This is a genomic window from Rhizobium sp. CB3060 (genome assembly GCF_025200735.1).
Taxonomy (GTDB): domain Bacteria; phylum Pseudomonadota; class Alphaproteobacteria; order Rhizobiales; family Rhizobiaceae; genus Rhizobium.
The window spans coordinates 353,007-370,751 of record NZ_CP104158.1 but is presented as its reverse complement, the minus strand read 5'-3'; the positions used below and the strand labels follow the sequence as shown (position 1 = coordinate 370,751).

Genomic DNA, 17,745 nt, shown 5'->3' with positions numbered 1-17,745 from the left:
CCCGGACGTGGAAACCATGCCCTATGCGATCAGCCTGAAATCCACCAACAATACGGCGTTGCCTGTCCTCGATCTCTGGCGGCAGGCCAGCGCCTTTGAAACCGTGCCGTCGATGCAAGGGCTGAACTATCCTCCGCATCTGACCTTTGCCATCTACGAAGATATCTCGCCAGACCGTCTCTGCGAGGCCGTTCGCAAGGCTTTTCACGAGATTCCGGCAATGTCCGTGGAATTCTCAGGCATCCGGCACTTCAGGCATGACGTGCTGGTACTTTGGGCGCGTCCCGTCGATGATAGCGCCTTGCGACACGCCCACGAGGCTGTTCACCGAGAAATCGATCCTATCCTATGTGATGAGCATTATCGTCCCGACCATTGGCAACCTCATTGCACGATCGCGATGAAAATCCCGATGGCATCGGCCGAAACAGCGCTGACCTGGGCTGCGGAAACGCCGGCCAGGTTTACCGTGACGTTCGATGTTGCCGATTGCGTGAGATATCCTCCCGTCGAGATCCTGAGCGCGGTCAAACTGGCGCCTCGCTATGCTGCCGGGGGCCCTTGAGCCCAATCAAGTACGGCAAGTAAGTCAGAGAGTGGAGGCGGCTCTATGCCGCTTCTTTCATTGTTCGAGATGCGTACGGCGAAATACAGTATCCAACCAATCGGAAACGGCTCGGATGCGAACGAGGTGGCGAAGCTCGGCGTGTATGAGCAGCCATATCCCACGCGTCGGCGGGTTTCTGTCGCCGCTATCGACGCGACAAAGCCCATCGACATTGTCGGCCAGAATTTTCGGCAGGAGCGCGCGCCCTAATCCTGCAACAGCAGCCTGAAGCAGAGCTTCGGCATCGTTGACCGCAAGCGGACTGGAACGGCCGGATTTTTCCGCCTGCACTCAATTCATAATATCAGGCAGGCGTGCCGCCAGGAGGTCTATGACCGCACGCATCTTCAACGAGAGCTGCGGCACCTGCGGCCAAACCGCGTAGACATTGACGGCTCGACTGGAAACATTCTTCAGCGCCGGCGTGAGCGTGCCGGCAGCCACGTAGTCACGCACCAGCCAGCAAGGCAGCCACGCGATCCCCATCCCGGACGCCGCCGCGTCGGCAAGGACCTCCAGATCATCGAAGCGCAGACGCGTTTCGGGAAAATAATCAACGGCCGTGCCGTTCTCCTGCAGGAAGGTCCATTTCTTCGTTTCGCCCGATCTCGCATAGACGATGAGGTCATGGCCGGCGAGGTCGTCGATGGCCTGCGGCGCGCCTCTTGCGGCAAGATAATCCGGCGACGCGCAGAGCGTCATGCGATGAAGGGCGACCTTGCGGGCGGCAAGGCCGGCTTCATCGCGCAGCACGCCGTTGCGAATGGCCAGATCGAACCCCTCCTCAAAGAGATCGACCACCCGATCACTGAAGGAGAGATCCAGTTCGAGCTTGGGATGCATGCGGGCTAGTTCCAGCAGCAGCGGCGCGGCACAGCGGCGGCCGAAGAGGACGGGCATGGAGATGCGCAGGCGCCCCGTGACCTCGCGCTTTCCCGATTCCAGCATGGCCTCGCCCGACTGTATCTCGTCCAGTGCCCGGCGGCAGCGCTCGTAAAAAGCCTGGCCTTCATCTGTCAGGCTCTGCATGCGCGTGGTGCGATGAAACAGGCGAGTGTTCAGGCGCCTCTCCAGTCTTGCGATGGCCTTGCCGATCGCCGAGCGCGACAGATTCATGCGCGCCGCCGCCGCCGAAAAGCCGCCGGCTTCGACTGCCTCCACGAATTCCGGAATGCCGTTGAGCATGTCATTCATGACGATTGCTTCCTCATAGGAACCAGTTAGCGGAATTTATATCGCCACTGACGATCAAGAGGCAACGATATAGTGGCTCCATTGCTTCCAATTCCTCACAGGAGATCATGATGACGAAGATTATGAAGCGCTGGACCCTCGAGACAATCGCCGTCGGCGCCCCCTTGAACCTCACGGAAACAGCGGTTCCCACGCCTGCCCGCGGCGAAGTCCTCGTGCGGGTCAAGGCGGTTTCGCTGAACTATCGCGACAAGCTCGTTCGCGAGACCGGCATGGGCCTGCCGATCCAATTTCCCTTCGTGCCGGCTTCCGACATGACGGGCGTCGTCGAAGCGGTGGGAGACGATGTCACCAGATTTTCGACCGGCGATCGTGTCATTTCGACCTTCCACCCGGGCTGGATCGACGACAAGCCGCTCGGCGATGCCCGCAATCCTCCTTATAAGACGCTTGGCGGCTTCTATCCCGGCGTTCTCTCCGAATATATCGCCGTGCCGCAGGACTGGCTCGTCTCGGCGCCCAAGAGCCTCAATGACGCCGAGGCAAGCACACTGCCTTGCGCCGGTCTGACGGCATGGTTCGCCTTGGTGGAACGCGGCAAGATCAAGCCTGGCGATCGCGTGCTGGTGCAGGGAACCGGTGGCGTGGCGCTGTTCGGCCTGCAGATCGCCGCCGCCCAGGGAGCCGAGGTGTTCGTGACCTCATCAGGGCCGGAGAAGCTGGCACGGGCAAAGGCGCTCGGTGCCCATCACGGCATCGACCGCAATACCAGCGATTGGGTGGAGGAGGTCTATCGCATTACCGACGATCGCGGCATCGACCATATCATTGAAATCGCCGGCGGACCGAACTTCGCTCAGTCGCTGAAGGCGGTGACGCCTCATGGCCGTATTTCCGTCATAGGTGTTCTGGAGGGCTTCGACATTTCCGGTCCGGCGGCGCCGCTGCTTTTGAAGTCTCCCGTCGTGCAAGGCATCAGCGTCGGCCATCGCCGCTCGCTTGAAGATTTCGTACGTGCGGTGGACAGCATCGGCCTGAAGCCCGTCATCGCCCACCGCTATGCTTTCGGCGAGGTTCCGGAGGCCTTCGATCATCTCGATCGCGGTGCCTTCGGCAAGATCGTCATCGAGCTTTGATAGCAGCCGGGCCGCCGCGAAGGGCGGCACGGCCTTCGCAGGATATCAAGCCTTCGGTTCAAAAGGCTGCGGCCGGCGGGCGGCGCCTTGGCGGGGGATCATCCAGCCGGGATATTCCGCAGCCAGCGCGCTGACCTCGTCCAGCTTGGCGAGATCGTCTGCATCGAGCTTCAGCTTGACCGCTGCCAGATTCTGGTCGAGCTGGTCGAGACGCTTGGCGCCGATGATGATGCTGGTGACGAAGGGTTTCGCCAGGATCCAGGCGAGTGCCACGGTCGCGACGCTCGCGCCGTGTTTTTCGGCCACTTCGCGCATGGCGGCAACGCAGGCCCAGGCGCGATCCTTATCGACGGGCGGGAAGTCGAAGCTGGCGCGGCGTCCTTCGCCGTTGCCGGGTGCACCCGGACCATATTTTCCGGAAAGAAGACCGCCGGCAAGCGGCGACCAGACCATCAGCCCAAGCTTCTCCTCAGCCATCAGCGGCACGATTTCGCGCTCAAGATCGCGGCCGGCGATGGAGTAATAGGCCTGCACCGTTTCGAAGCGGGCAAAGCCGCGGCGTTCGGAAATGCCGAGCGCCTTGGCGATACGCCAAGCCTGCCAGTTGGATACGCCGACATAGCGCACCAATCCGCGAGAAACGAGATCATCGAGCGCACGCAAGGTCTCATCGATCGGCGTCACCGAATCCGTGGCATGGATCTGGTAGAGGTCGATATGATCGGTCTGCAGCCGCTCTAGGCTGGCTTGGACCGAATCCATGATATGGCCGCGCGACGCGCCGCGATCGTTGGGCATGTCACCCATGACACCGTAGACCTTGGTGGCGATGATGACGTCCTTGCGCGGCACGCCGACATTCTTCAGGGCCTGGCCGAGCAGCTTTTCCGAATTCCCGACGGAATAGACATCAGCGGTGTCGATGAAGTTGACGCCGGCAGCGAGCGAGCTTTCGACGATCTTATCGGCCGTCGCCTGATCGACATCGGCGATGGCACCCCAGGTGCTGTTAGGATTGGCTTCGCCGAAGGTCATCGTACCCAGGCAAAGTTCTGAGACGAACATGCCGGTATTGCCGAGTTGATTATAACGCATTTGAAGAAATCCCTTGTGATCCGCCGGAAGGCGGCTTCCGGCCGGTGAATTCTTGTCTCTTGGCTATTGACCTCGGCATGACAGCCGCTCATTCGCGCTGCCTTGGGGAGGTCCGGAGAAGGTCATCGAGGAGCGGTCTTGGCGCCGCCGTCATCAAGACAACATCGACATAATGCACCGGAATCCGATTTCAACGCGATACCCGGCACCGATCACGATGCAGTTACCAGCGCTTCACTCTTGCCTCCATTTCGACGCGCGATAGACTCTCACATCCATTTAATCGGCAAGAGCAAGAATTTCGATGACGCAACGACCCTTGACCACGATCGGCTTCGATGCCGACGACACGCTCTGGCAAAACGAACAATTCTATCGTCTGACGGAACGGCAGTTCATCGAACTGCTTGCCGACTATGCCGAGAGCGAGAATATTTCCCAAAAACTGCTGGAAGCCGAAAAGCGCAACCTGCACCGTTACGGCTTCGGCATCAAAGGTTTCACGCTGTCGATGATCGAGACGGCGATCGAGATCACCAAGGGCGAAGTGCCGACGGCAGTGATCGCGCAAATTCTCGACATCGGCCGCATTCTGCTCGCCCATCCCGTCGAAACACTTCCCAATGTGCGGGAGACATTGGAAGCCCTGACGGGCAATTACCTGCTGGTGCTGATCACCAAAGGCGATCTTTTTGATCAGGAGCGCAAGCTTGCGCAATCGGGCCTCGGCGATCTCTTCGATGCCATCGAAATTGTCTCCGACAAGAATGCCTCCACCTATCGCCGTATTTTCTCCAAGGTCGGTGACGGGCCGGAGCGGGCGATGATGGTCGGCAATTCGCTGAAGTCAGACATCGTGCCCGCGCTCGCCGCCGGCAGCTACGGCGTCTTCGTGCCGCACGAACTTACCTGGGCCTTCGAACACATCGACGAACCGACCGAGGCGCCGAGATTTCGGAAGATCGGACATCTTGGGGAATTACATGGAGTGATCGAGGGGCTGTCCTAATCATCCTTCACCACCCCTTATTTTGCCTTCGGTGGAAACAACACGGGCGCCTGATCAGCCGGCTTGTTCGATTGTTGTGTGGCCGGCGGGTTGGGATCGATGAGGATTTCGTAGGGTGCGCCGAGGCCGCGGCGGCGGGTAACGCGGGAGTAATAGGGCTTGATCAGCCAGGTCGTGTCCTCGTTGACGGTAACATCGGCGACCATGCCATCCTCATCGGTGCCGAAGAAGGATTCGTCATCATTCGAGGAGAGATCGAAGATCGCCATATAGGCGTATTTGCTCTTCGAGCTGAAGGTGATGCGGACGTGCTGGCCCTTCTTGAGCGGCAGCGTGTAGACCTTACCTTTGCCAAACTTCGTCCAGCCCGTCAATTTCTCCACGACGGCAGGGAAACCGAGCTTTTCCACGGTTTCGCCGCGATCGAGTTGCGGAAGCGGTGTCTGCTCAGCGCCCTGGGTGCTGTCATCGTCCTGAGTATCCTGCGCATAAGCGGCTTGACCGCCGAGCAGGGCGAACGCGAGCAAGGAAAAGGCAAGCATCACGCGTTTCATGGCCGTACCAATGCACTGCGCATCGCCTCCACCTCTTTCCGGCAATAGCAGCCTTCGATGTGATCGTTGACAAGGCCCATGGCCTGCATGAAGGCATAGACTGTGGTGGGGCCGACGAAAGTCCAGCCGCGTTTCTTCAGATCCTTCGAGATGCGCACCGACACCGGCGTCGTCGGATTGGCGACGAGGGTCGGATAATCGACGAAGGCCGGCCGCTCTTCGGCTGATGGCTCGTGGCTCCAGAAATATCGGGCGAGCGAGCCGAATTCCTGGCGCAGCTCAATCGCACGGCGGGCGTTGTTGATGGTGGAGACGATCTTGCCGCGATGGCGAATGATGCCGGCATCGCCGAGGCAGCGTTCGATATCGGCCTCACCGAAATCGGCCACCTTCTCGAAATCGAAACCGGCAAATGCGGCGCGGAAATTCTCGCGCTTGCGCAGGATCGTCAGCCATGACAGGCCGGATTGAAACCCCTCCAGGCAGATCTTTTCGAAAAGCCTGATGTCGTCGATGACGGGCCGGCCCCATTCCTGATCATGATAACGCTGATACTCCGGCAGATTGCCGTGCCAGAAGCAACGGTCCTTGCCATCCTCACCGGTGATGATGCCTGTTCCGGCCATTGTTGCAGTTCGTCCCCTATTTCAGAACCCGATCCCGAAAACTGGCGGGCAGCTCTCGGATAAGATCATGCCAATCAAATACTTAAGATCGAGAGAACGATTCGAAGGCAAGTCATCCCGATTCACGGTTTACCACTTGCAAACCGTCTTTCCAAACCAAGCGGTAACCCTGACAAAGGTTTATCGGCTTCGCGGCATTTTGATGAATAGATGTTTACCATTCGCTGGCGCGCAAGTGGCACCATGTTCCTGACCGGGCGCAATTACGCCCATCCTCGGCCCGTTTGTAGAGAGTTTGTCCGATGATGAAACAATGCATTTTATTTGCCGCCGGCGCTTTGAGCCTGCTCGCCTCCGGCGCTTTCGCCGACGACCGTTACCAGTCGCGCCCGCCTGTCATCGTCAGCCCCGATCTGACCGCCCCCTGGGTGATGCAGCTCGGCGGCGCCGATGTGCAGCCGGCGGTCTATCCCTCTCGCCGCATGGTGCGCCAGGCCGTCAATCCCATGAACAATCCGGCGGAAGACCAGGCCGTCAATCCGCAGGTACGGCGGGTAATCCAGCCGCGCGGCCTGTTTTCGCGTCCCGTCGTGCAGCAAGTCGCGGTCGTGCGGCCGCAATATCCGGCGGTCCGCGGCCAAATCGACCCGCAGTTCCTGCCGCAGATCGTCGACTACCCGACCAAGGAAAGGCCGGGCACCATCGTCATCGACACCAACGATCGCTTCCTCTATCTGGTGATGGACGGCGGCAAGGCGCGGCGCTACGGCGTCGGCGTTGGCAAACCCGGCTTCGAATGGGCCGGTGCCCATACCATCACCCGCAAGCAGGAATGGCCCGATTGGACGCCGCCATCGGAAATGTTGGCGCGCGAAGCCGCAAAGGGCCACTATCTGCCGGCCCATATGGAAGGCGGCGAAGCCAATCCGCTCGGCGCCCGCGCCATGTATCTCGGCTCGACCCTCTACCGCATCCACGGCACCAATGCGCCCTGGACGATCGGCAATGCCGTGTCATCCGGCTGCATCCGTCTACGCAATGAAGACGTGATCGACCTCTACGATCGTGTAAAAGTCGGGACACGCGTTATAGTGATGTGATTGCTACCAAGATTGCTGCGCACGGCGCGATCGGCGCAGCAACCCTGTTGTAAGCATTGATATAACTCGACAATAACGCTCTTTCGGATGCTGGAACGGGCAGCCGCTCCATCGGCGCGATCTTTGTCATCCGCGATTTCATCTTGATCCTATCGCAAGTTTCGTTAGTTTCCTGCCGGCTAACTCGAGAGGGGAATGACGGATGAAATCAATACTACCGGTCGTGGCGGCGGCGGGCATGGTTATGTCGTGCCTTATGGCGGCATCGGATGCGGCAGCTTTTAGCGCCTCTGCACCGCATGTCGCACAGGTAACGCGAACCGATGTGATCCGCGTGGCAATGCAGCCGCAGGGACAGGTCAAGCCGCAATTTCAGCGGCGGATCGTGCGGCTTGTAACCAATGAGGCACCGGGCACGATCATCATCGATACCAACAATAAATATCTCTACCTCGTTGAAGGCGACGACCGGGCGCGGCGCTATGGCATCGGTGTCGGCCGCGACGGCTTCGGCTGGTCCGGCGTCGTCAAAATCGGCCGCAAGGCTGAGTGGCCAGGCTGGACGCCGCCGCCGGAGATGATCGTTCGCGAAGCCAAGAAGGGCCATAAGCTGCCCGCCTATCAGGAAGGCGGCGAAGGCAACCCGCTCGGCGCCCGCGCCATGTATCTCTATCGCAACGGCAACGACACCGCCTTCCGCATCCACGGCACCAACCAGCCCTGGAGCATCGGGCTCAACATGTCGTCCGGCTGCATCCGCATGATGAACAAGGATGTGGTGGATCTCTACGACCGCGCTCCCGTCGGCACCAAGGTCATCGTCGTCGGCCCCGGCAACAAGCAGGGCGAGGTCAGCTACGACGATCGCGGCATAGACCTGTTGCGGACGATATTCGGCGGCTGAGCAGCGCGCACTTCCCAATCACGACGTTTCGGCATGGCGGGACGTCTGATCCCCCTCTATCACTATCGTGACATCTCCCCCACCTCGGGGGGAGATGGTGACGTATGTCGCTCCCTTTTGACCGAAACGTACTCGTCCGACAACACGCACTGTGGCGCAGGTGTAACATCCCCAAACTTATCGCGTCCGGCGCCCGGCAAACTGCCCTTTTGGTTCAGTTTGGTGTCAGCTTTCCCGCCTAAGCCACTCCGATCAGGCGACGTTGCAATAGAACTGTCACATAAGCACGTTTAGATAGCGACACTTTGCCAGTTGGGGATTTTACATGCATCGCGCATTTCGCATCAGGCAGCCGGCTGTGGCCGCGCTTGCGATTTCAGCTTTCGTCTTTGCCGCCGGCTCGGCTTCGGCAGAGATGCAGTTTTCGGCTTACGGCGGCTTCCAGGGCGCAACCGGCAACAACGTCAAGACGTCTGACGGGGCTGATTTCGATCCCAACTGGTCCGGCAAATCCTTCAAGATGCCGCCCTATTTCGGTGTCCGCGGCATCTGGTGGCTGGACGAATTCAATCAGTCGAACTGGGGTGTCTCGCTCGACTACACCCATGCCAAGGTCTATGGCGATCTTGGCAATACGCCCGGCTGGTCGCATTTCGAGTTCACCGACGGCCTCAATATGCTGACGCTGAATGCGCTCTATCGCTTCCAGGATCCGAGCCGCAAGTGGACGCCCTATGTCGGCCTCGGCGCCGGCATCAACGTGCCGCATGTCGAAGTGACCCGCGCCTCCGGCCGCACCTTCGATTACGAGTTCGGCGGCGCATCGCTGCAGGCGCAGGCTGGCATCAGCTACCAGCTCAGCCAGCATTGGGCGACCTTCGTCGAATACAAGGGCAACTACAACTTCGTGAACGTCCCGATCGACAGCGGCGCCAACCTGAAGACCGATGTCTTCACCCATGCCATCGATTTCGGTGTGTCATTCAACTTCTAAATAACGTGGCCACTATAGTTGCCGAAACCCCTAAATCTGTTCCGATTTAGGGGTTTTTGTAGTAGACAATAGGGGCATGAGCTTTTCCTATTACCGATGTGACTGGATCCATCCGGAAAGCGCGGAGCCGGTCATTGTCTATTACGAAGTCGACACCGAGGGAGACGTTCCTCGGCTTATCGACGTGTTTGCCGACGGCAGCAGGGAATGTCTCTCCATTGCCGATCTCTCCGGCCGGATGTGCGACAGGGCGGGTCTCAGCAGTCTCGTTGAAGGTTCATTCTATGACGGCGTTGCCGGATTGGTCGACGGTGTCTTTATTGAGGAAGGGCAGGACCGGATAAGCCTGACGCTTATCGGCGCCGACAAATTCGAGATGGAATGGCGGGCACATCGGCCATCGCCGTCGAGGCGGCTGCACTAAGCGCTTCGGCTTTTCACCGATCGGTCGGCAGGCCGCTTCCCACTTTTCCTGTTGTTGTCCTAAGCGGCCGCCAGCTTGAACCCTTTCAGCTTTGCCGGCATCTCGCCGCCATAGGCCCAATCCAGCAATTCGACCGTGTGCAGGATCGGCATGTCCGTTCCCGTCGCGATCTGCGTGATGCAGCCGATATTGCCGGTGGCGATGATATCAGCCTTTGTCGCCTCGAGGTTCCTGACCTTGCGCGCCTTCAGCTCGCCGGAGATTTCCGGTTGCATGATGTTGTAGGTGCCGGCCGAGCCGCAGCAGAGATGCCCTTCCGCCGGATCGCGCACGGTAAACCCCGCTGCCTTCAGCAGCAGTTTCGGCGCCATGGTGATCCTCTGGCCGTGCTGCATCGAGCAGGCGGAATGATAGGCGACGGTGATGCCGCGCGGCATATGCGAGGGCAGATCGAGGCTTGCGAGATATTCGGTGATGTCCTTGGCGAGTGCGGAGATTCGTGCGGCCTTGTCCGCATAGGCCGGATCGAGTCGCAGCATATGGCCATAGTCCTTGATCGTCGTGCCGCAACCTGACGCCGTGATAATAATCGCATCGAGCCCACCGGCTTCGATCTCGCGCATCCAGACATCGATATTGGCGCGGGCACCGGCCAGCGCCTGTTCTTCCCGGCCCATGTGATGCACCAGCGAACCGCAGCAGACCTCGCCCTCCGGCACCACCACTTCGACACCGAGACGGGCGAGAAGCCGTATGGTCGCCTCATTGATGGCGGGATCGAGCACCGGCTGGGCGCAACCGGTCAGGATCGCCACCCGCCCACGCCGCTCCGCCTGCGGCTGGTGCCGTCCGGGCTTGGCAAGAGGTGACGGCGCCGGGATGGAGCGTGGTGCAAGATCAAGCATGGCAACAAAGGGGTTCAACCCCGGAATGCGCTTCATCAATCCCTTGAAGGGTTGGCCCATACGAGCAAGCTTGAGCGCCAGGCGGAACCGGCCGGGATACGGCAGGACCGCGGCCAGCACGCTGCGTGTCAACCGGTTCATCACCGGTCGCTTGTAGGTCTTTTCGATATGGATGCGGGCGTGATCGACCAGATGCATATAGTCGACGCCGGAGGGACAGGTGGTCACGCAGGCAAGGCAGGAGAGACAGCGGTCGATATGCGTTACGACCTCGGCGTCGGCAGGCCTGCCGTTTTCCAGCATGTCCTTGATGAGGTAGATCCGGCCGCGCGGGCTGTCGAGTTCATTGCCGAGCGTCACATAGGTCGGACAGGTGGCGGTGCAGAAGCCGCAATGGACGCATTTGCGCAGGATCGCCTCGGATTCGGCGACATGTGGATCGGCAAGCTGGGCGGGGGTGAAGTTGGTTTGCATCAGGCTGTCCCTACCTTCGCCCCAGCGGGGAGAAGGGGAAACGTGCCTTCCTCCCTCGTTTTTGCCGGCGAGAGAATCGAGGAACCGCTGCAAACAAGGTCATCCCCTCTCCCCCGCGGAGAGAGGGTCAAAGTGAGGCGGTGCCGAGCAAAAGATTCCATCCACATCATCCCATCTTCCCCGGATTGAAAATCCCCGCAGGATCGAACTTCTCCTTCACACGCGCCGACAGCAAGGCCACGGCCTCGGGCTGCGGCTGAAAAGACGGCGTTGTCGCCCGAGCGGCCGGTGTTGCGCGCAGCAGCGTGGCATGGCCGCCGCCGAGCGCGTGGATATAGCGACGCACCAATTCACCCTCCGGCTCTGCCTCCATGCGCATCCAGACCAAGCCGCCTTGCCAATCGTAATAGGCGTCGACGCCCGCTTCGAGGCGCAGCGCCGCGACGAGCTGATGGCCGATGCTTGGAGCGACCGAAACGCGCCAGACAGGGCGCATCGTGTCGTCGGCGTAGGGCTTCACATTGCGGATCTCTCGCCACAGACGGTGGCTCTCCGCTTCGGCAAGCCGCGTCACGGGGCCAAGCCGACGCATGGCAGAGGCCAGTTTCTCTGCCCTCACCGAGACGGAGCCAGCCAAACCTTCCACGCGCAATACCGTCGCCGCCCCTTCCGGCAATTGGTTGTCCAGAAACGTCCAGGAGACGGTCAGCGGCAGATGCGCCGCACCGGATACGTCGACCGGCAGCGCCATGGCCGCCGCCATTACATTTGCCGCCTCGGCATCGTTGAGGCCGGAAACGATGATCGTCTCTTCCGTCTTCGGGCGCGGCGGCACGCGGAAGGTGACTTCCGTCAGCAGGCCAAGCGTGCCGTGCGAGCCGGCCATGAGCTTGACGAGATCGAGGCCGGTGACGTTTTTCATCACCCGCCCGCCGGCCTTGACGATCTCGCCTTTGCCATTGACGAAGCGGACGCCGAGCAGGCTATCGCGTGCGGCTCCGCTTACGAAACGCCGCGGACCTGAGACATTTGCGGCGAAGACGCCGCCGATCGTCGGCTCGCCATCGGTCGCCATCAATGGCCGGTGGTCCATCGGTTCGAAGGCCATCATCTGGCCGTTTTGCACCAGCGCCGCCTCGATTTCGGCAACCGGCGTCCCCGCTCGTGCGGTCATCACCATCTCACCCGGATTATAGGCAACGATACCGGTAAGCTCAGACGAACGTAGCGTAGCCTCTGCGGCGAAGGCGTTGCCGAAACCGGCACGGGTGTTGCCGCCGACAATGGCCAATGCTGCGCCACGTGCGGCTTGATCGCGGATGATGGCTGCAGCCTCGCCTTCCGTCTTCGGCAGAAATTCTCTCATACGGCGTTGCGCCCATCCAGCGGGAAGACTTTAGAGGGATTGAGGATCCAGCCGGGATCGAACGCCGCGCGCACGGACATCATCTGGGCGAGATCGGCCTCCGCATATTGGTGTCGCATCAGGTCACGCTTCTCGATACCGACGCCATGCTCGCCTGTCAGGCAGCCGCCGGCATCGACGCAGAGCCGGAGAATATCGTTGCCGGCTGCTTCCGCCCTGGCGGCGTCCTCGGGATCATTGGCGTTGAAGAGGATCAGCGGATGCATGTTGCCATCGCCGGCATGGAAGACGTTGGCGACCCGCAGGCCATAGTGATCGATGATTTCAGACGTCTTCTTCAGGACATAAGAGAGCTGGCTGAGCGGCACCGTGCCATCCATGCAGATATAGTCGGCAATGCGGCCGGTGGCGCCGAAGGCGGATTTGCGCCCCTTCCAGATCAGCGCAGCCTCGGTCGCCGACTGGCACTCGCGTACCGTCTTCACCTCATGCGCGCGGGCGATCTCGACGATGCTTTTCAGCATATCGTCCATCTCCGCTTCCGAACCCTCGACCTCGACGATCAGCAGCGCGCCGACATCCAGCGGATAGCCGGCATGGGCAAAAGCCTCGCAGATCTCGATCGCCGGCTTATCCATGAACTCGATGGCGACAGGAATGATGCCGGCAGCAATGACGTCGGCAACGCAGGCGCCCGCCTGCTCCGAGGTGTCGAAACCGAACAGAACCGGCCGCGCGCCTTCCGGCTTGGCAATCAACCGCACCGTCGCTTCGGTGACGATGCCGAGCTGACCTTCCGAGCCGCAGACCAGTCCCAGCAGATCATAACCCGCGGCATCTAGGGCCTTGCCGCCAAGATCGATCACCGTGGCGTCGGTCAATACCAGTTTGACGCCCAATAGATTGTTGGTGGTGACGCCGTATTTCAGGCAGTGGGCCCCACCGGAATTCATTCCGATATTACCGCCGATGGTGCAAGCGAGCTGCGAGCTCGGATCAGGTGCATAGAAGAAACCATCCGCCGAGACGCTTTCGGAAATATGCAAATTGGTAACGCCGGCCTGCACCGTCGCCGTGCGGTTGGCGAGATCCACGTTAAGAATGCGGTTCATCTTGGAAAGGCCGAGCACGACGGCATCTTCCTGCGGAATAGCCCCGCCGGAGAGCGACGTGCCGGCGCCACGCGGCACCACCGGAATACCATAGCGATGACAATATTTCATCACGGCCGCGACCTCGGTCGTCGAGCGCGGCAGAGCGACGGCGAGCGGCATGCGGCGATAGGAAATGAAAGCGTCCGTTTCGAAGGGCATGAGCTCGCGCGGCTCATGGACCAGACATTCCGGGGGCAGGAGATCAGCGAGGTCTGCGACGATCTCGCGGCGACGGGCAAGGACATCGGCGCGCGGCGCCAGAAATGAAATGGCCTCTGCCATGGCGTTCTCCTCTTGCACCCGAATATGGACGCCCCTCTTTTTAACGCCATATCACGCTTACCACTTACCCGAAATTGGCGTAAATGATAAGCATTTATGCCAAAATAGGAACAAATAGCGCGATGACCAATCTTGGCGATCTTGAAATCTTTGCCAGTGTCGTCACGACCGGCAGCATGTCGCTCGCCGGTCGCGTCCTTGGCTTTTCGCCGGCCGTGATTTCCAAGCGAATCAAACGGCTGGAGGATCGGCTCGGCACACGGCTTTTGCAGCGCACGACGCGGCAGATTTCGCTGACAGAGGCCGGCCAGGGCTTTTACGACCGGGTGCTTGCCATCCTCGCCGGACTGGAGGAAGCGGAGGCCTATATTGCCGGCCGTTCCGCGCAGATGCAGGGCACACTGAAGATTTCCGCCCCTACCTCGTTCGGCCGGCTGCATATCGCTCCGCATCTCAAGGCATTCATGCAGGCGTATCCAGATCTCGCGATCAATCTGGTGCTGACCGACGAGTTCACCGATATCGTCGGCGGCGGCTTCGATCTCGCGATCCGCATTGCGGAGCTCACCGATTCCAGTCTCGTGGCACGGCGCCTGGCGCTGGTGCGCCGCGTGCTCTGCGCCTCGCCAGCCTATATCGCTGCCCACGGCATGCCGGAGGATATCGAGGATTTGCGGCGCCACACCTGCCTGCCGCCGCACAATAACGATCCCTGGCGGCTGGATGGGCCGAAGGGCGCGCTGACCTTCAGGCCCGAAGGCAAGCTGATCACCAATTCCAGCGAAGTGATCCGCGAAGCCGTCATTGCCGGCCTCGGCATTGCGCTGCGCTCCACCTGGGATGTCGGCCCCGAGCTTAAAGACGGCCGTCTGGTACAGGTGCTGCCGGCTTATGAAGGCTCGCACAGCGTCACGCTCTCGGCCGTCTATCCCAGCCGTCAGTTCCTGCCGGCAAAAGTGCGTGTCTTTATCGATTTCCTGGCGGAACTTTATGGGCCGGTTCCCTATTGGGAGCGATAGACGGCCACTACCTCATCCCCTTGGAGAGCGTCATCATGTCTGCCTTTGAAACCATCCGCTCCGATCTTTCCGCCGCTTCGAATACACGCTTCACCATCATTCTCGGCGACATCACCAAGCTCGACATCGATGCCATCGTCAACGCGGCAAACAGCAGCCTGCTTGGCGGCGGCGGCGTGGATGGCGCGATCCATCGTGCCGCGGGACCGGAACTGGTGGCGGAGTGTCGGATGCTGAACGGTTGCAAGACCGGACAGGCAAAGATCACCAGGGGATATCGCCTGCCGGCAAAGCATGTGATCCACACTGTCGGCCCGGTCTGGAACGGCGGCGGGCGCGGCGAAGACGATTTGCTGGCAAGCTGCTATCGCAACAGCCTACGCCTTGCCACCGATCACGGTCTCAAGACCATCGCCTTTCCGGCCATCTCGACCGGCGTCTACCGTTTTCCCGCCGAGCCCGCAGCCATGATCGCGACGCGCAGCGCTGTTGCCGAGAGCATGAGCGGCGATTTCGATGAGATTATCTTCTGCTGCTTTGGCGACGAAATGGCTGAGCTCTACGACCGGCTACTGCCTGATGCGCTGGCGAAGACTTAGAGCGGTTCAGCGTTTCATAGAATCGGTTTCCCGCTCTATCCTTTTATTTTACCCATTCCGGACAGGCTCGGCACTCATCGCGCCAGATCGAGATAGGCAGATGCCACCATGGCGTCGATATCGGTCGGCACGGGAATGACGCAGGCTTCCTTGCCGAGACCGCCCTTTGCCACGCGTTCCAGGCAACGGGCCTGCAGCGCGAAGCCGAGATCCATGGATTCGACTGTATTGCCAAGGGGGGCGCGGGCCGGCGAGGTTGGCCATGTGGCCTGCACCGAGGATGTGGAAGGCGCGCCCGTCCCGCATGCGGACGGTCTCGATATGCTCGGCTTCGTAACGATCGATGCCGGCGACATCGGGACTGGTGCGGAAGGCTTCAACATCGATCTCGTGCGGGAAGTGACCACCGTTCATCAGGATCGCGCCATCCTTGATCAGTGGCAGGTCCGCAGCGGTGACGATGCCGGGATAGCCGGTGACAGTGATGAGGATATCGGCGGAGCGAATGGCTTCGGCGCGCAGGGGCGTGACGAAGCCGTCCAGATGCGCTTCAAGCGTCGTCACCGGATCGATATCGACCACGCTGACGGTGGCATAGGCGTTGCGGAAACAGGCGGCCGTGCCCTTACCGCAGGCGCCATAGCCGAAGACGGTGACACGCTTGCCATTGGTCGAGCGGTTGGTGAAGCGCAGATAGCTTTCAAACAGGCTTTGGCCGACCGCATGCTTGTTTTCGGCGAACTGCTTAATCGGACTATCATTGATGACGAGGATCGGCATGGCCAGCCTGTCGCGCATCGGCAGCAAGCGGGTGCGACCTGACGTCGTCTCCTCCGTACCGCCCACGAGCTTGGCATAGGGGCGCTCAGCGGCCCGCGCAAAGAGATCGCCGCCATTGTCAAGCAGCAGGTCCGGCTCTTCCGCCAGGATGGCATCAAGGCTGGCGCCGTGCTCGGCGGCATCGGTGGTCTGGGTGGCGAAAACGGTGGTTCCCTGCGCACGCAGATAATCCACGGTTTCCGGCTGGGTGCTGTTGAGATTGCCGGTGCAGACGAGGCGGGCACCGCCGGCATGCAGCGTCATCAACAGCGCCACCGTCTTCGGCTCAAGATGGATGCCGGTTCCGATCGTCAGGCCGGCAAAGGGCCTAGTCTCTCGGAATTCCGCCGCCGTCGCCGCAAGCAGGCCGCAGCTTCGGGTAACCCAATCGATACGGGAAAGAGAGGAAGGTTGGTTCATAACGCACTCCTGACGGCGGTCTGTCGTGCCTCGATCTCTCATGGGAAATGACAGGCTGTCTATGGACATTGGAATGCGCGATAGGGCAGAAAAAGTGCCATATGCACGAGGTTTATCTCGCCCCTGCTCCAACCAACCAGTCCGCCAGCCTGACAAAAGCCGCGCCCTTGGCGTCGCTACTGCGGATGCTGAGGCTGTATCCGGCGGGTCTTCGAATGAAGCCATAGGGCGCCACCAGCGCGCGGCGATCGATATCGTCAACAACGGCCGTGCGCGGGGCGATGGCGACACCAACGCCGGAGCGGGCGGCGCCGATCGCCAAAAGCAGATCTTCGAATTCGCGAGTGCGGGCGAAGCGAGCTGGCACATGGCCGCTCTCGGCAAACCAATCGTCCCAAAGGCGGGACGCGGAACGGCTGGTCAGGGCGACGGCTCCGGCGAGAGCTTCCACGCCGACGGCAAGGCCGAGGCGGGCGGCAAGGTCCGGCGTCGCCACCGGGCCGAATTCATCTTCCATGAAGCGGATTGCAGTGATGTCCCGCGCCGGCCGATATTCGCCGCCCATGATCACGGCGTCGAAATCCGGATGGAGCGCCAGCGATTCGACTGTCGCCATGGGGATGATATCGACATCGACGTCGGGAAGAGCGGCTTGCAGGTCGGCAATGCGTGGCATCAACCACCAGACGGCGAAGGCGGAGGGAACGCCGAGGCGAAGGGTCCGGCGCTCACCGGCCGCAAACTCGGCTGACGCTCGCGCCAAAATGCCAAAGGCGATGCCGACGGAGTCGGCAAAGGCCCTGCCCTTCTCCGTCAGCACCAGGCGGCGGCCATCACGCTGGAACAAATCAATACCAAAAAATGTTTGAAGTACGGCAAGTTGCTGGCGTACAGCGCCGCGCGCGACACCGAGTTCGTCAGCGGCCTTCAGAATGCTACCGCGACGAGCAACGGCATCGAAGGCGCGCAGTGCGTTCATCGGCGGGAGACGTTGCGGCGGAGAACGTTCGGACATAACGGAGATTTAGCTTATTTGCCGGTATGATAGGAAGAGTTATAGAGCG

General features: G+C 60.8%; 18 protein-coding genes and 1 pseudogene. 9 read left to right on the top strand and 10 right to left on the bottom strand.

The features are described from left to right. Nucleotides 1-16: 16 nt before the first annotated feature. Nucleotides 17-565, top strand: coding sequence for a 2'-5' RNA ligase family protein (locus N2601_RS01810; protein ID WP_104822115.1), 549 nt, complete (start codon nt 17-19; stop codon nt 563-565). Nucleotides 566-622: 57 nt separating this feature from the next. Here N2601_RS01810 and N2601_RS01805 read toward each other — a convergent pair whose 3' ends face one another. Together N2601_RS01805 and N2601_RS01800 are read right to left on the bottom strand one after the other, a co-directional pair. Then, nucleotides 623-898 (bottom strand): LysR substrate-binding domain-containing protein, encoded by a 276-nt coding sequence (locus N2601_RS01805; RefSeq protein WP_104822114.1) that lies wholly within the window; start codon nt 896-898, stop codon nt 623-625. After that, nucleotides 899-1,801 carry a LysR family transcriptional regulator gene (locus N2601_RS01800; RefSeq protein ID WP_104822113.1) on the bottom strand — a complete coding sequence of 301 codons (903 nt, stop codon included), beginning with the start codon at nt 1,799-1,801 and terminating at the stop codon, nt 899-901. A gap of 110 nt (nt 1,802-1,911) precedes the next feature. Between N2601_RS01800 and N2601_RS01795 the strand changes: the two genes are divergently transcribed. After that, nucleotides 1,912-2,937 carry a zinc-dependent alcohol dehydrogenase family protein gene (locus N2601_RS01795; protein ID WP_104822112.1) on the top strand — a complete coding sequence of 342 codons (1,026 nt, stop codon included), beginning with the start codon at nt 1,912-1,914 and terminating at the stop codon, nt 2,935-2,937. Nucleotides 2,938-2,982: 45 nt separating this feature from the next. Here the strand turns inward: N2601_RS01795 and N2601_RS01790 are convergent, their stop codons facing one another. After that, nucleotides 2,983-4,032 (bottom strand): aldo/keto reductase, encoded by a 1,050-nt coding sequence (locus N2601_RS01790; protein WP_104822111.1) that lies wholly within the window; start codon nt 4,030-4,032, stop codon nt 2,983-2,985. Between the two features lie 304 nt (nt 4,033-4,336). Between N2601_RS01790 and N2601_RS01785 the strand changes: the two genes are divergently transcribed. Next, complete coding sequence (locus tag N2601_RS01785; RefSeq protein WP_104822110.1) at nt 4,337-5,041, top strand: HAD family hydrolase; 705 nt, start codon at nt 4,337-4,339, stop codon at nt 5,039-5,041. A gap of 17 nt (nt 5,042-5,058) precedes the next feature. On the opposite strand, the gene N2601_RS01780 is transcribed toward N2601_RS01785, so the two are convergent. Next, nucleotides 5,059-5,583 carry a hypothetical protein gene (locus N2601_RS01780; RefSeq protein ID WP_445944976.1) on the bottom strand — a complete coding sequence of 175 codons (525 nt, stop codon included), beginning with the start codon at nt 5,581-5,583 and terminating at the stop codon, nt 5,059-5,061. 8 nt (nt 5,584-5,591) lie between these two features. Continuing rightward, the gene (locus tag N2601_RS01775; RefSeq protein WP_104822108.1) at nt 5,592-6,221 is read right to left on the bottom strand and encodes a DNA-3-methyladenine glycosylase I; all 630 of its coding nucleotides are present in this window, start codon (nt 6,219-6,221) and stop codon (nt 5,592-5,594) included. Between the two features lie 302 nt (nt 6,222-6,523). Here N2601_RS01775 and N2601_RS01770 point away from each other — a divergent pair, with 302 nt between their 5' ends. From N2601_RS01770 to N2601_RS01755, 4 genes are all read left to right on the top strand, one after another. Continuing rightward, nucleotides 6,524-7,321, top strand: a complete 798-nt coding sequence (locus N2601_RS01770; protein WP_104822107.1) for a L,D-transpeptidase — start codon at nt 6,524-6,526, stop codon at nt 7,319-7,321. Between the two features lie 202 nt (nt 7,322-7,523). Further along, nucleotides 7,524-8,225, top strand: a complete 702-nt coding sequence (locus tag N2601_RS01765; protein WP_104822106.1) for a L,D-transpeptidase — start codon at nt 7,524-7,526, stop codon at nt 8,223-8,225. 325 nt (nt 8,226-8,550) lie between these two features. After that, nucleotides 8,551-9,219, top strand: coding sequence for an outer membrane protein (locus tag N2601_RS01760; protein ID WP_104822105.1), 669 nt, complete (start codon nt 8,551-8,553; stop codon nt 9,217-9,219). Between the two features lie 76 nt (nt 9,220-9,295). Next, nucleotides 9,296-9,643, top strand: a complete 348-nt coding sequence (locus N2601_RS01755) for a DUF6881 domain-containing protein (RefSeq protein ID WP_104822104.1) — start codon at nt 9,296-9,298, stop codon at nt 9,641-9,643. A gap of 59 nt (nt 9,644-9,702) precedes the next feature. On the opposite strand, the gene glcF is transcribed toward N2601_RS01755, so the two are convergent. The 3 genes from glcF to N2601_RS01740 form a co-directional block, all read right to left on the bottom strand. After that, nucleotides 9,703-11,022 carry a glycolate oxidase subunit GlcF gene (glcF, locus tag N2601_RS01750; protein WP_104822103.1) on the bottom strand — a complete coding sequence of 440 codons (1,320 nt, stop codon included), beginning with the start codon at nt 11,020-11,022 and terminating at the stop codon, nt 9,703-9,705. Nucleotides 11,023-11,188: 166 nt separating this feature from the next. Beyond that, the gene (locus N2601_RS01745; RefSeq protein WP_104822102.1) at nt 11,189-12,388 is read right to left on the bottom strand and encodes an FAD-binding protein; all 1,200 of its coding nucleotides are present in this window, start codon (nt 12,386-12,388) and stop codon (nt 11,189-11,191) included. Then, the gene (locus N2601_RS01740; RefSeq protein ID WP_260303366.1) at nt 12,385-13,824 is read right to left on the bottom strand and encodes an FAD-linked oxidase C-terminal domain-containing protein; all 1,440 of its coding nucleotides are present in this window, start codon (nt 13,822-13,824) and stop codon (nt 12,385-12,387) included. The genes N2601_RS01745 and N2601_RS01740 overlap by 4 nt, the downstream gene beginning before the upstream one ends. A 122-nt stretch (nt 13,825-13,946) precedes the next feature. Here N2601_RS01740 and N2601_RS01735 point away from each other — a divergent pair, with 122 nt between their 5' ends. Next, on the top strand, nt 13,947-14,843 hold the full coding sequence (locus tag N2601_RS01735; RefSeq protein ID WP_104822100.1) for a LysR family transcriptional regulator: 897 nt from the start codon (nt 13,947-13,949) through the stop codon (nt 14,841-14,843). A 35-nt stretch (nt 14,844-14,878) separates the two neighbouring features. Beyond that, nucleotides 14,879-15,442: an O-acetyl-ADP-ribose deacetylase gene (locus N2601_RS01730; protein ID WP_104822099.1), complete on the top strand. Its 564-nt coding sequence runs from the start codon at nt 14,879-14,881 to the stop codon at nt 15,440-15,442. A gap of 74 nt (nt 15,443-15,516) precedes the next feature. Here the strand turns inward: N2601_RS01730 and N2601_RS01725 are convergent. Further along, nucleotides 15,517-16,681 (bottom strand): annotated as a pseudogene (locus tag N2601_RS01725) (adenosylhomocysteinase). A 112-nt stretch (nt 16,682-16,793) separates the two neighbouring features. Continuing rightward, entirely contained in the window at nt 16,794-17,696 is a 903-nt protein-coding gene (locus N2601_RS01720) for a LysR substrate-binding domain-containing protein (protein ID WP_104822098.1), read from the bottom strand. Between the last annotated feature and the right edge of the window lie 49 nt (nt 17,697-17,745).